The sequence below is a fragment of the Kitasatospora sp. NPDC096147 genome (assembly GCF_044763225.1).
GTDB lineage: Bacteria > Actinomycetota > Actinomycetes > Streptomycetales > Streptomycetaceae > Kitasatospora.
Genome location: NZ_JBIWFX010000020.1, coordinates 72,695 through 85,890, shown reverse-complemented (window position 1 = coordinate 85,890; position 13,196 = coordinate 72,695). Strand labels below are relative to the sequence as shown.

The window sequence follows — 13,196 nt, the reverse complement described above, 5'->3', positions numbered from 1 at the left end:
CGTCCCGGACGGGGCACCCGCAGTACGCCGCGGGTGTCCCGTTCCGCATTTGCCGGGGACCAGCCGGAGGGGACGAGGCCGTGACCGATCCGTACACCGCGCCGGGCCTGACGGGCGGTCTGACGCCCGGTCACCTGGGCGCGCCGGTGCAGGAGCCCGAGGGCGGGGTGCCGGGCCCCGGGCCCGGCGGGGAGCCGTACGACCCGCGCCGGCTGCGCTCCGGCCTGGCCTGCTGCCTGAGCGTGCTGGCGCTGGCGGGGGTGCTCGGCGCGGCCGTGCTGGCCGGCTACCTGTGGTGGCCCCGGAACGAACCCGTCCGGGCGGCCGACTTCGGCGGCTCCGGCAGCGGGAGCGTCCAGGTCTCGGTGGTGCAGGGCGCCACCCTGACCCAGATCGGCCAGGTGCTGGTGAAGCAGGGCGTGGTGGCCAGCACCCGGGCCTTCACCGAGGCGGCCGCCAAGAGCCCGGCGGGCAACACCATCCAGCCCGGCACCTACACCCTGCGCCAACGGCTGCCGGCCGCCTCCGCACTGAACGTGCTGCTGGACCCGGGCAACGCCAACGCGCTGACCATCCCCGAGGGCTGGCGGGCCGAGCGGATCTACACCGCGGTGGACCAGAAGCTCAACCTCGCCGAGGGGACGACCCGGGGGGTGGCCGAGCAGCAGGCCGGTGAGCTGGGCCTGCCGCCCGAGGCCAAGGGGAACCCGGAGGGCTACCTCTTCCCCTCCACCTACCCCGTCACCGGGGAGACCGGTGCGCTCGGCCTGCTCCAGCAGATGGTCCGGCAGGCCGCCAAGGCCCAGCAGGCGGACGAGCTGGAGACGGTGGCCGGTGCGCTCGGGCGCAGCCCGTACGAGCTGGTCACCATCGCCAGCCTGGTGCAGGGCGAGGCGGACAACGCGGAGGACATGGCCAAGGTCGCGCGGGTGGTGCTCAACCGGCTGGCGAAGCAGATGCCGCTGCAGTTCGACTCGACCATCAACTACGCGCTGGGCCGATCCACCCTGACCACCACCGCCACCGACACCAAGCTGGACTCGCCCTTCAACACCTACCTGCACCAGGGCCTGCCGCCGACCCCGATCGCCAACCCCGGCCGGGACGGCCTCCAGGCGGCCGTCCAGCCCGCCGAGGGGGACTGGCTCTACTTCGTCACGGTGGCCAAGGGGGACACCCGCTTCACCGACAGCTTCGAGCAGCACCAGCGCAACGTCGCGGAGTTCAACACCCGTCAGGCGGCGCGCGCCGCCGACCGGTCTCCGGCCGCCGGGGGCGGTTGAGGGGGAGCCGGGCCAATCGGGACGTACTCTGCGGTACGGTAACGTCTCCCTCCGGGCGTGCCGCTAGCACGCCGGTTCGAGAGACTTGCCGGATCGGCTTAAGGGGATCGATGACTGACCTGGGCGGGGGCTACCAGCCCCAGGGCGCGCAGCCGTGGCAGCCGGGTGACCCCGGGTACGACGGCTACGCCCAGGGCCAGCAGGGTTATCCGCAGCAGCAGATGCCCCAGCAGGTGCAGTACGGCCAGCAGCCGCAGCCCCAGCAGGTCCAGCCGCAACAGCCGCAGCAGGCCGGCGGGTACGGCTACGCCCAGGGTCAGCAGGGCTATCCGCAGCAGCAGATGCCGCAGCAGGTGCAGTACGGCCAGCCGCGGCAGCCCCAGCAGATGCAGCCCCAGCAGATGCAGTACGGGCAGCAGCCGTACCAGCAGCAGCCCGGCCAGGGCCAGCCGTTCCAGCAGCAGGGCCACCCGCAGCAGCAGGGCTTCCAGCAGCAGGTCCCGTACCAGCAGCAGCCGTTCCAGCAGCAGGCGCCGCCGCCCCAGCAGCAGATGCCCCAGCAGCAGATGCCGCAGCAGGTGCCGCCGCCGCAGGGCGGGCAGCCCCAGCCGCCGGTGAACCGCCGCCGCCGGTCGGAGCCGGTCTCAGGCCCCGGGCCGGACGGCATCGACTGGGAGGCCGAGGCGGCCGCGCTGGAGTCACCGGCCGCGGCCGAGTCGGTGGCCGAGCCGGAGCCCGAGGAGTGGACCGAGGACCGGTACGAGGAGTCGGACGAGGAGGCCGAGTCCTTCTTCGGCGAGCCGGACGACTCCCGGTCGGCCGAGAAGCGCCGCAAGGAGAAGGGCAAGAAGGCCGGCCGCAAGAACAGCGGCGCCTGCCTGGTGGTCGCCCTGGTGCTGCTCGGTGCCACGGGTGGCGCGGGCTGGTGGGGCTACGGCTTCTACCAGAAGCACTTCGGCCCGCCGCCGGACTTCACCGGCGACGGCAAGGGCACCGTCCAGGTCGAGATCAAGCCCGGTCCGGGCGAGGCTATGGGCAAGACGCTCAAGGACGCCGGCGTGGTGAAGAGCATCGACGCCTTCACCGCCGCCTTCAACAAGAACCCGAAGGCCGGCGGCATCCAGCCCGGCTTCTTCACCATGCACCACGAGATGTCCGGCGAGGCCGCCGTCAAGATGCTGGTGGAGTCCCTCGGCGGCGCGGCGATCATCTTCCCCGAGGGCCGCAAGGCCACCGACACCTACAAGCTGATCGACGAGAAGCTGAAGCAGGCGCCCGGCACCACCGCCGGGGTGGCCCAGAGCAAGCTCGGCGAGCTGGGCCTGCCCGCCTACGCCAACAACAACCTCGAAGGCTTCCTCTGGCCGACGAAGTACCCGATCAGCGAGGGCATGAAGCCCGAGGACCTGCTCAAGCAGATGGTGAAGACGGCCGCCGACAAGTACCAGGAGCTCGGCCTGGACGCGAGCGCCCAGAAGGCCGGCTACAAGAACGGCTACGAGGTCGTCATCGCGGCCAGCATCCTGCAGGCCGAGGGCAACAACTCGGCCGACTTCGGCAAGATCGCCCGGGTGATCAGCAACCGCCTGAACACCCCCGCCACCCAGGGCAAGCTCCAGCTCGACACCACCCTGCAGTACAAGCTCGGCCGCACCAAGTTCACCAAGGCGGAGAAGGACGGCGACAAGAGCCCGTACAACACGTACGTGAACAAGGGCCTGCCGCCGGCCCCGATCTCCAACCCGGGCGAGGACGCCATCAAGGCGGTGCTCGACCCGACGCCGGGCGACTGGGTCTACTTCGTCGCGCTCACCCCGCAGGAGACCCGGTTCGCGGCGACCTTCGACGCCTTCAAGAAGGACGTGAAGGAGTACTGCAAGATCAACGGCCAGGGCTTCAACGAGACCGAGGGCATGTGCGCCTGAGTCGACGGGTGCTCGGCACTTGACGGCCGCCGCCGGGGGCGGCGGCCGGGGGCGTTAGGGTGGCCGCGTCGTCCAGCCTCCAGGAAGGTGCCTCCTCGTGACCACCCAGCACCGGGCCGCCGTGCTCGGCTCGCCGATCGCCCACTCGCTCTCCCCGGTGCTGCACCGGGCCGGGTACGAGGCGCTGGGGCTCGCCCGGTGGAGCTACGGGCGGCACGAGGTGGACGAGGCCGGACTGGCCTCCTTCGTCGCCGGGCTGGACCGGGCGGAGTGGGCCGGGCTGTCGCTCACCATGCCGCTGAAGCGGGCGGTCATGCCGCTGCTGGACGGGATCAGCGCGACCGCGCTCGCGGTGGACGCGGTGAACACCGTGGTGTTCGGCCCGGACGGCGACCTGCGCGGCGACAACACCGACGTCCCGGGGCTGGTGAACGCGCTGCGCGAGCGCGGCGTCGAGCGGGTCGAGGCCGCCTCGGTGCTGGGCGCCGGGGCCACCGCCTCGTCCGCGCTGGCCGCGCTGGCCCAGGTCTGCGACGGCCCGGTGACGGTCTACGTGCGCAGCCCGGAGCGGGCCGCCGAGATGCGGGAGCTGGGCGAGCGGCTCGGCCTGACGCTCCGTACGGCGCCCTGGGCGGACGGGGCCGCCGCGCTGGAGGCCCCGCTGACCGTCTCCACCACCCCGGCCGGGGCCACCGACGGCTTCGCGGCCGCGGTGCCCCCCGCGCCCGGGGCGCTGTTCGACGTGCTGTACCACCCGTGGCCGACGGCCCTGGTGGCGGCGGTGGCGGAGCGCGGGGCGACGGTGCTGGGCGGCCTGGACCTGTTGGTGCATCAGGCGGTGCTGCAGTTCGAGCAGTTCACCGGGACGGCCGCCGGACCGCTGGACGCGATGCGCGTCGCGGGGGAGAAGGCGCTGGCCGCGGGGGCTCCGGGGAACTGACAAGGTTCGGACCGTTCCTGTCCGCAACGCGGACCGTGCGTCCGGGAGCTTTCCCGGCATGAAAGGATCGAGGGGAACGAAGACCCGGCCCCCGGGCCGCTGACGAAGGAGCTCCGTTGGGTACGTTGCGCTGGCTGACGGCGGGGGAGTCGCACGGTCCCGCACTGGTCGCGACGCTGGAGGGCCTGCCGGCCGGGGTGCCGGTCACCACCGAGCTGGTGGCCGACGCGCTGGCCCGCCGTCGGCTCGGCTACGGCCGGGGCGCCCGGATGAAGTTCGAGCAGGACGTGGTGACCTTCCTCGGCGGCGTCCGGCACGGCGAGACCATGGGCAGCCCGGTGGCGATCATGGTCGGCAACACCGAGTGGCCCAAGTGGGAGCAGGTCATGTCGGCCGACCCCATCGACCCGGAGGTCCTCGCGGGCCTGGCCCGGAACGAGCCGCTGACCCGGCCCCGCCCCGGCCACGCCGACCTGGCCGGCATGCAGAAGTACTCGATCGAGGAGGCCCGGCCGATCCTGGAGCGCGCCTCCGCCCGGGAGACCGCCGCCCGGGTCGCGCTCGGCGCCGTGGCCCGCTCCTACCTCAAGGCCACCTGCGGCATCGAGATCGTCTCGCACGTGGTCGAGCTGGCCGCCGCCAAGGCCCCGGCCGGCGTGCTCCCGCTGCCCTCCGACGAGGCCCGCCTGGACGAGGACCCGGTGCGCTGCCTGGACGCCGACGCGTCCAAGGCGATGGTGGCCGAGATCGACCAGGCCCACAAGGACGGCGACACCCTGGGCGGTGTGGTCGAGGTGCTGGCCTACGGGGTGCCGGTCGGGCTCGGCTCGCACGTGCACTGGGACCGTCGCCTGGACGCCCGCCTCGCCGCCGCCCTGATGGGCATTCAGGCCATCAAGGGCGTCGAGGTCGGCGACGGCTTCGACCTGGCCCGGGTGCCCGGCTCCAAGGCGCACGACGAGATCGTGCCGACCCCCGAGGGCGTCAAGCGCACCTCCGGCCGCTCCGGCGGCACCGAGGGCGGCCTGTCCACCGGTGAGCTGCTGCGCGTGCGCGCCGCGATGAAGCCGATCGCCACCGTGCCGCGCGCGCTCCAGACCCTGGACGTGCGCACCGGCGAGCCGGCCAAGGCGCACCACCAGCGCTCCGACGTCTGCGCCGTCCCGGCGGCCGGCATCGTCGCCGAGGCGATGGTCGCGCTGGTGCTGGCCGACGCGGTGGCGGAGAAGTTCGGCGGCGACAACGTCTCCGAGACCCGCCGCAACGTGCAGGGCTACCTCGACAACCTGATCGTCCGGTGACCGCACCGGTGGTGGTGCTGGTCGGCCCGCCCGGGGCCGGCAAGAGCACCGTGGGGCGGCTGCTGGCCGAGCGGCTCGGGGTCACCTTCCGGGACACCGACGCCGACGTCGAGCGGACGGCCGGCAAGCCGATCCCGGAGATCTTCGTGGACGAGGGCGAGCCGCACTTCCGCGCCCTGGAGGCGGCGGCCGTCGAGGCCGCCGCCACCGGGCACCCCGGAGTGCTCTCGCTCGGCGGCGGCGCGGTGATGGCGGACGCCAGCCGCGCGCTGCTGCGCGAGCTCCCGGTGGTCTTCCTGGAGGTGGCGCTCGGCGACGCGGTCAAGCGGGTCGGCCTGGACGCCCCCCGCCCGCTGCTGGCGATCAACCCCCGGGCCCGCTGGCGCGAGCTGATGGAGGCCCGCCGCCCGCTGTACCTGGAGGTGGCGACGGCCGTGGTGGACACCGAGGGCCGCACCCCCGAGCAGGTCGCGGACGCCGTACTGGAAGCACTGGAGTTGAAGGCATGAGCGACACCGTCACCATCCACGTGGGCGGCAGCGCCGGCCACGACCCGTACGACGTGCTGATCGGGCATCAGCTGCTGGGCGAGCTGAGCGGCCTGATCGGCACCAGGGCCAAGCGGGTCGCGATCATCCACCCGGAGGCCCTGGAAGCCACCGGCGAGGCGATCCGCGAGGACCTGGCGGCCGAGGGCTACGAGGCGATCGCCCTCCAGGTGCCGAACGCCGAGGAGGCCAAGAGCGCCGAGGTGGCCGCGTACTGCTGGTCGGTGCTGGGCCAGACCGGCTTCACCCGCAGCGACGTGATCGTCGGCCTCGGCGGCGGTGCCACCACCGACCTGGCCGGCTTCGTGGCGGCCACCTGGCTGCGCGGGGTGCGCTGGGTCTCGATGCCCACCACGCTGCTCGGCATGGTGGACGCGGCGGTCGGCGGTAAGACCGGGATCAACATCGCCGAGGGCAAGAACATGGTCGGCGCCTTCCACCCGCCGGTGGGCGTGCTGGCCGACCTGGCCACCCTGGAGACGGTACCCAGGCACGACTACGTCTCCGGCCTGGCCGAGGTGATCAAGTGCGGCTTCATCGCCGACCCGGCCATCCTCGACCTGATCGAGGCCGACCCGGAGGGCGCCAAGACCCCGGCCGGCCCGCACACCGTGGAGCTGATCCGGCGCGCCATCCAGGTCAAGGCCGACGTGGTCTCCGGCGACCTCAAGGAGTCGGGCCTGCGGGAGATCCTGAACTACGGCCACACCCTCGGCCACGCCATCGAGCGGAACGAGCGGTACAAGTGGCGGCACGGCGCCGCGATCTCCATCGGCATGGTCTTCGCTGCCGAACTCGCCCGGCTGGCCGGGCGGTTGGACGACGAGACGGCCGACCGGCACCGCTCGGTGCTGGCCTCCGTCGGCCTGCCGCTGAGCTACCGTGCGGACGCCTGGCCGAAGCTGCTGGACGCCATGCGGATCGACAAGAAGTCGCGCGGCGACCTGCTGCGCTTCATCGTGCTGGACGGCCTGGGCAAGACCTCCGTGCTGGAGGGCCCGGACCCGCAGGTGCTGGTCGCCGCCTACGCGGAGGTCTCCTCGTGACGAAGGTGCTGGTGCTCAACGGCCCCAACCTCGGCCGCCTCGGCAGCCGGGAGCCGGACGTCTACGGCGCCACCTCCTACGCGGGCCTGGTCGAGCGCTGCACCGCGCTCGGCAAGGAGCTCGGCCTGGAGGTCGAGGTCCGGGAGACCAACTCCGAGCAGCAGATGATCGAGTGGCTGCACGGGGCGGCGGACCGGAAGACCCCCGTGGTGATCAACCCGGGCGCCTTCACCCACTACTCGTACGGCATGCGGGACGCCGCCGCGCAGCGGACCGCGCCGCTGATCGAGGTGCACATCTCCAACCCGTACGCCCGGGAGACCTTCCGGCACACCTCGGTGATCGCCGCGGTGGCCTCCGGCACGGTGGCGGGCTTCGGCATCGGCTCCTACGAGCTGGCGCTGCGCGCGCTCGCCGACCAGCTGGTCACCAAGTGACCGCGTACTGACGGACGATCAGTTGCCTGGTGGCGGGCTTGTGCCCGCCACCAGGGCGCCGTGTAGTCTCCCGGACGGGAGGTGCAAGTGACGCAGTACGCAGGGGCTTCGGGGGGCCAGGTGCCGCCACCGGGTCACCCGTTCGCGGCGCAGGCCGGGCGGCCGCCGTACCCGGTGGCGCCGCCCCCACCGGCGCGCCCGCCGTACCCCGTGGCGCCGCCCCCGCAGACCGGCCACTTCCCGATGCCGCACCCGCAGCCGCACGGACCGCAGCCCCATCCCCAGCAGCCGCACGCCCAGCCGCATGCCCAGCCCCATCCGGGCCCGGTGCCCCCGCACCCGGCACAGCCCACCCTGGCGGTGCTGCTGATCGGCCCGGCCGGGGCCGGCAAGACCACGGTGGCCCGGTACTGGGCCGAGCGCCGCCCCACCCCGACCGCGCACATCTCGCTGGACGACGTCCGCGAGTGGGTGCAGGCGGGCTTCGCCGACCCGCAGTCCGGGTGGAACGACGCCTCCGAGGCGCAGTACCGGCTGGCCCGCCGCACCTGCGGCTTCGCCTGCCGCAACTACCTGGCCAACGGCATCTCCTGCATCATCGACGACGCCGTCTTCCCCGATCAGCCCGCCGTCGGCCTGGGCGGCTGGAAGCGGCACATCGGCCCCGGCATGATCCCGGTGGTGCTGCTCCCCGGGCTGGACTCGGTGCTGGCCCGCAACGCCCGCCGCAGCGGGAACCGCCGGCTCTCCGACGAGGAGGTGGCCCGGATCCACGGCCGGATGGCCGGCTGGTACAGCACCGGACTGCCGATCATCGACAACTCCCAGCTGGACGTGCCGAGCACGGCCGCCGCGCTGGACCGCGTGATAGCGGCCCGGCTGGCCGCCCTCGCGGGCGGCCGGCCGGGCCACTGACGGGCCGTCAGCCTTCGGCCCGGGTCCTTCGGCGGGCCGTCACGCTCAGGCCGGGTTGCCGACCAGCTGGACCGGGCCGTTCAGCACGTTCGGAGTGCAGCCGGGGGCGGTCAGGGTGAGCTTGTCCTTGGTGTACAGCACGCTCAGCGGGCCGGTCAGCACGGTGCCGCAGAGCTGCACGGTGCCGGCCGAGACGGCCTGCACCGGGCCGGTGATGTCGGAGCCCCGGACCACCAGGCTCGCGCCCGGACGGACCACCACGGGGCCGAACTGCTGGGCACCGGTCAGGCAGGTGGTGCCGGAGTTGACCACCAGCGGGCCGGTCTGACGGCCGGTCAGGGTGGTGGTGCAGGCCGGGCCGGTCGGCACCTTGGCGCGGAAGTCCAGCGCGTAGGCGATCTTGCCGGGCTTGGCGTCGGTGATCGGGGCGCTGAGCTTGCCGAACTCGCCGCCGGTGGGCTTCTTGCCGTTGTTCCAGGAGGCCATCCGGCCGAGCTGGTCGGCGGTCCGGCCGTCCGGGGTGACCACGGTGGAGCCGGGCACGGCGGTCATCGCCTGCGAGGCGGTGCGCACCGCGTTCAGGTACGAGGCGGAGTCACGCGGGTCGTAGGAGCCGGGCAGCCCGACGCCCTGGCCGCGCAGCCAGTCGCCCCAGGCGAACTCCAGGTACTCGGCCGCGTCGTCCGGCACCGCGTAGCCGATGTCCCGGGTGAAGTAGACCAGGCTGCGGTACGGGTCGTCCTGGAAGCCGGCCAGGCCGAGGCGGGCGGGCAGCCGGTCGACGGTGATCGCCTTGTTGTCCGCGTCCAGCAGGCGGACCCACTTCTGCTCCTGCATCTTCTGCCAGAAGGCGGCCGGCGAGAGCTTGCTGTAGTTGGCCTGCACGATCAGCCGGATGTGCAGCTTCGGACCGCCGTCCGGGGCCTCCAGGAAGGAGGTCAGGGTGTGGTGGCCGTCCGTCAGGTAGAGGGCGCCGCCCGGGCCCACCACCACGGTCTTCATCTCGGTGCGGCTCTCCTCGGTCTCCTGCCCCACGGCTATGGTGCAGGTGAAGGAGGCCGGGTCGGAGATCCGCGCGCCGGGCTGCACGGTGGCCGCCACGCCCTGGCCGTTGGTCTCGCACCAGTCGTCGAAGCGCTTGTTGAGGTTGCCGTTGGCCTCGTCCTTGGTGGCGGTGTAGCGGCCGAGCTTGTAGTAGACCTCGTCGTAGCCGATGGCCGGCTGGGTCGGCTTCAGCTGGTCCAGCGTCACGTCCAGCAGGTCGCCCGGCTGGGCCTTGAGCGCGGGGTTCGGCGCGGCCGAGGCGGGGGAGGCGACGGTGGCCAGGCCGGTGACCGCGAGCAGACCGGCGGCGGCGAGGGCGGTGCGGCGGCGGCCGGGGCGCTGCGGGGCGGCGGGGGCGGGGCTCATGGGGCGACTCCTGCGGTGGGTGGCCGATGTGCGACGGGTGCTGGCGGATATCCACCCACTGACGACGGCTCAACCGGTGGCCGCAGGGTGGTGCCCGGGTGACGGGCAAGTGAACCCTGTGCCACGCACCCCTGGGAAGTGCCTGGGTACGGGCCCTGCGGCCCGTCCGGGGTGTCGGTCCCGAGTGGGAGAATGGGGCCATCGCCGCCACCGTCCGAGGGGGACAGCCTTGCCCGAAGGCCACATCATCCACCGTCTCGCCACCGAGCACGCCAAGGGTTTCGCGCACCGCCCGGTCGCCGTCAGCAGCCCGCAGGGCCGCTTCGCGGAGGGTGCCCGGCTGATCGACGGTCAGGTCCTGACGGAGGCCCAGGCCCACGGGAAGCACCTGTTCCTCGGCTTCTCCGGGGACCGCTGGCTGCACGTCCACCTCGGCCTGTACGGGGAGTTCACCTTCGGGCCGGCCCCCGCGCCCGCCCCGGTCGGCCTGGTCCGGCTGCGGCTGGAGAACGACGAGCTCTTCTCCGACCTGCGCGGGCCGAACACCTGCGAGCTGCTCACCGGGGCCGAGAAGGCCGCCGTGCACGCCCGGCTCGGCCCCGATCCGCTGCGCCCCGGGGCCTCCTCCGAGGACGCCTGGCGGTACGTCACCCGCAGCCGGACCACCATCGCCGCGCTGCTGATGGACCAGAAGGTGCTGGCGGGGGTCGGGAACGTCTACCGGGCCGAGGTGCTGTTCCGGCTCGGCATCGACCCGCACCGCGCCGGCCGGGACGTCACCCGGGAGGAGTGGGACGCGATCTGGGCCGACCTGGTGGTGCTGATGGCCGACGGCGCCCTGATCGGCCGGATCGACACCGTCCGCCCCGAGCACACCCCCGAGGCGATGGGGCGGCCCCCGCGGGTGGACGACCACGGCGGCGAGGTCTACGTCTACCGGCGGGCCGGGATGCCCTGCCTGGTCTGCGGCACCGAGGTCCGGACGGAGGCGCACGCGGCGCGCAACCTGTTCTGGTGCCCGGCCTGCCAGCGCGGCTGAGCGCCCCCCGGTCGGGTGAATCCGGACGGCCCGTCGGTGATCCGGCGGGCCGTTCTGGCACGATCCTTCCAAGTACTCGTCAGTGGAGGGGTCCTGATGCACCGGAAGTTCACCCGAGCCCTGACCGCCGTGGCCGTGGGCGCCGTGCTCGCCCTGGCGCCCGCCGCCGGGGCGGCGGCCGAGGCCACGCCCCGGAGCTGGTCGTCCTGTCCCGACGGCTGGATCTGCTTCTTCTCCGAGCGGGACGGCGGCGGCCAGCTCTGCAAGTGGTCGCAGAACTCGACCGACACCCGCTCGCAGTGCTCCTGGATGCGCGCGGGCACCAACACCCGCTCGGTCTGGAACCGCACCTCCAAGCGCTACCACTACTACCACCGCACCTCCTACGTCGACCGGATCGGCTCCACCACGGCGGGGGACCGGGGGAACCTGGCCGGCACCTACACCATCGGCTCCCTCTGCGGCGGCAGCTGCCCCGGCTGACCCGCCGGCCCGCCCGCACCCGAGCCGTCTCCCCGCCATCGCCCTCCGGGCTCTCCGGCGCTCCCGGCTCTCCGGCTCTCCCGGCCCGTCCGTCCGCCTCCGTGGCCTCCCGGTGATTGACAGGTTCATCTCACCAGCGGAAGGATGCCCGGTGCCTTGACGATCCGTCAGCACCGTCCGCCCGGAGGCCGCCTTGCCCGCACCCTCGACCCTCCGCCGCCGCGCGGCCCGCGCGTTCGGCGCCGCCGTGCTGGCCCTGGCCGCCGTCCTGACCGGCGGCGGCCCCGCGCACGCCGACTTCGGCGACGACTACCACGACCCGTTCACGGCGGCGAAGCCGCTGACCCGACCGGACACCCGCTCGTGCACCGTGGAGGTGATGCACGAGCGGGCCTTCCGCGCGGGCTACGGCAATCCGCCGGACACCCCGTACACCGCCACCCTCACCGTGCCGCCCGCCTGTGCCGGACCCTGGTCGATGGTGGTGCTGGACCTGCACGGCAGCGTGGCCGGGCGGCAGTACGACCGGCTGTTCACCGTCCGGGTGGGCGGGGTCGAGGTGCTGCTCTCCTCCACCCCCGAGCCCTCCAAGCAGGGCATCGAGTGGAGCCTGGCGCGCGACCTCACCCGCTACGCCCCGGTGCTGACGGGCACCCAGCCGTTCGAGTTCGACCTGGCCAACGTCACCGACGAGACCTACACCGGCGTCTTCGTGATCTCCGCCTCGGTCACCTTCTACACCCCCTCGGCGGCCTGGCCGGCCGCCCGCACCGCCGACCGGGTGCTCACCTCCGGCCCGTTCGCGCTGGACCGGAGCCGGCTGACCGCCGCCCGCGAGTACAGCTTCCCGCCGAACCTGGAGGCGCTCACCGCCGAGCTGTACGTGCGCGGCGGCGGGGCCTGTGAGGAGTTCGCCTACGCCTCCGCCCCCGAGGAGTTCGTCCGGGCCAACCCGGGCCGGGGGTACTGCGGGCAGGGCCCGTTCCGTGAGCTCCGGCTCGCGGTGGACGGCCGGGTGGCGGGCGCGGTCTGGCCCTACCCCGTGATCTACACCGGCGGCTGGGACCCGCTGCTCTGGCGGCCCACCCCGGGCCTGTTCGCCTTCGAGCTGCCCGCCTACCGGCTGGACCTCACCCCGTACGTCGGCCTGCTGCTGGACGGCCGCCCGCACACCGTCTCGATCACCCTCAACCAGGCCGAGCAGCAGAGCAACGACTCCTGGACCGGCCAGCTCAACCTCTTCGCCGACCTGGACGAGGGGAGCGCCCGCACCACCGGCGCCCTGACCCGCCACCAGGTGGCCGCCGCCGTCGAGCCGGTGACGGCGCTGACCGACCTCGGCGGCGGCAGCGGCGACTGGACCGTGACGGCCCGGCGGCAGGACCTCGCCGAGGGCTGGGTGCAGACTTCGCACGGGCGGGTCCGCACCGAGGTGAGCAGCAGTCAGGACTTCCGCTCCACCCAGCGGTTGCGGGAGGAGGGTGCCGCGCTGAAGCTGGCGAACCAACTGTCGCAGAGCTGGACCACCCACCGCCGGGGCGGCGGTCCGCAGCGGGTGGAGACGGTGACCGAGAGCGTGCCGCTGACGGTCGACTACCGGTACGGCACCGACGGCCAGCGCACCGCGATGGTGATGGGCCGGCACCGCACCGAGACCCTGGACGGTGTCCGCCGCACCCTCGACCACACCTACGCCCCGACCGCCCGGCGCAGCGACGGCGCCACCCCGGTCCGCACCGCCACGGCCGTCGAGACCTACCGCTCCACCGGCCCGGAGGGCCCGTACTCCCGCACCGTCAGCACCCGCGACGGCTGGCCGCTCTGACGGTCCCTCGAACCGCTGCCCGCCCGGAGGCCTGCACCCCCGGG

12 protein-coding genes are annotated in these 13,196 nt (G+C 73.5%); 11 read left to right on the top strand and 1 reads right to left on the bottom strand.

The genetic code is table 11. The features are described 5' to 3' along the window. Nucleotides 1–80 precede the first annotated feature (80 nt). From mltG (ACIRBX_RS35615) to ACIRBX_RS35580, 8 genes are all read left to right on the top strand, one after another. On the top strand, nt 81–1,283 hold the full coding sequence (gene mltG, locus ACIRBX_RS35615) for an endolytic transglycosylase MltG (RefSeq protein WP_402303929.1): 1,203 nt from the start codon (nt 81–83) through the stop codon (nt 1,281–1,283). A 110-nt stretch (nt 1,284–1,393) separates the two neighbouring features. Continuing rightward, complete coding sequence (mltG, locus tag ACIRBX_RS35610; protein ID WP_402303928.1) at nt 1,394–3,208, top strand: endolytic transglycosylase MltG; 1,815 nt, start codon at nt 1,394–1,396, stop codon at nt 3,206–3,208. 97 nt (nt 3,209–3,305) lie between these two features. Further along, nucleotides 3,306–4,148, top strand: a complete 843-nt coding sequence (locus ACIRBX_RS35605) for a shikimate dehydrogenase (RefSeq protein WP_402303926.1) — start codon at nt 3,306–3,308, stop codon at nt 4,146–4,148. Nucleotides 4,149–4,264: 116 nt separating this feature from the next. Then, nucleotides 4,265–5,449 (top strand): chorismate synthase, encoded by a 1,185-nt coding sequence (gene aroC / locus ACIRBX_RS35600; RefSeq protein ID WP_402303924.1) that lies wholly within the window; start codon nt 4,265–4,267, stop codon nt 5,447–5,449. Then, nucleotides 5,446–5,958: a shikimate kinase gene (locus tag ACIRBX_RS35595; RefSeq protein ID WP_402303922.1), complete on the top strand. Its 513-nt coding sequence runs from the start codon at nt 5,446–5,448 to the stop codon at nt 5,956–5,958. The genes aroC and ACIRBX_RS35595 overlap by 4 nt, the downstream gene beginning before the upstream one ends. Beyond that, nucleotides 5,955–7,043, top strand: a complete 1,089-nt coding sequence (gene aroB / locus ACIRBX_RS35590; protein ID WP_402303920.1) for a 3-dehydroquinate synthase — start codon at nt 5,955–5,957, stop codon at nt 7,041–7,043. The genes ACIRBX_RS35595 and aroB overlap by 4 nt, the downstream gene beginning before the upstream one ends. Then, complete coding sequence (gene aroQ, locus ACIRBX_RS35585; RefSeq protein ID WP_402303918.1) at nt 7,040–7,480, top strand: type II 3-dehydroquinate dehydratase; 441 nt, start codon at nt 7,040–7,042, stop codon at nt 7,478–7,480. The genes aroB and aroQ overlap by 4 nt, the downstream gene beginning before the upstream one ends. An 81-nt stretch (nt 7,481–7,561) precedes the next feature. After that, nucleotides 7,562–8,395, top strand: coding sequence for an AAA family ATPase (locus ACIRBX_RS35580; RefSeq protein ID WP_402303915.1), 834 nt, complete (start codon nt 7,562–7,564; stop codon nt 8,393–8,395). Nucleotides 8,396–8,440: 45 nt separating this feature from the next. On the opposite strand, the gene ACIRBX_RS35575 is transcribed toward ACIRBX_RS35580, so the two are convergent. Next, nucleotides 8,441–9,805 (bottom strand): ParB/Srx family N-terminal domain-containing protein, encoded by a 1,365-nt coding sequence (locus ACIRBX_RS35575; protein ID WP_402303912.1) that lies wholly within the window; start codon nt 9,803–9,805, stop codon nt 8,441–8,443. 229 nt (nt 9,806–10,034) lie between these two features. Here ACIRBX_RS35575 and ACIRBX_RS35570 point away from each other — a divergent pair, with 229 nt between their 5' ends. The 3 genes from ACIRBX_RS35570 to ACIRBX_RS35560 all read left to right on the top strand — a co-directional run bounded on the left by ACIRBX_RS35570 (nt 10,035) and on the right by ACIRBX_RS35560 (nt 13,152). Further along, a complete protein-coding gene (locus tag ACIRBX_RS35570) occupies nt 10,035–10,844 on the top strand; it encodes an Fpg/Nei family DNA glycosylase (protein WP_402303911.1) in 810 nt (269 codons plus the stop codon). Between the two features lie 96 nt (nt 10,845–10,940). Then, nucleotides 10,941–11,327, top strand: a complete 387-nt coding sequence (locus ACIRBX_RS35565) for a peptidase inhibitor family I36 protein (protein ID WP_402303910.1) — start codon at nt 10,941–10,943, stop codon at nt 11,325–11,327. A 193-nt stretch (nt 11,328–11,520) separates the two neighbouring features. Continuing rightward, nucleotides 11,521–13,152: a peptide-N4-asparagine amidase gene (locus ACIRBX_RS35560; protein WP_402303909.1), complete on the top strand. Its 1,632-nt coding sequence runs from the start codon at nt 11,521–11,523 to the stop codon at nt 13,150–13,152. Nucleotides 13,153–13,196: the final 44 nt, after the last annotated feature.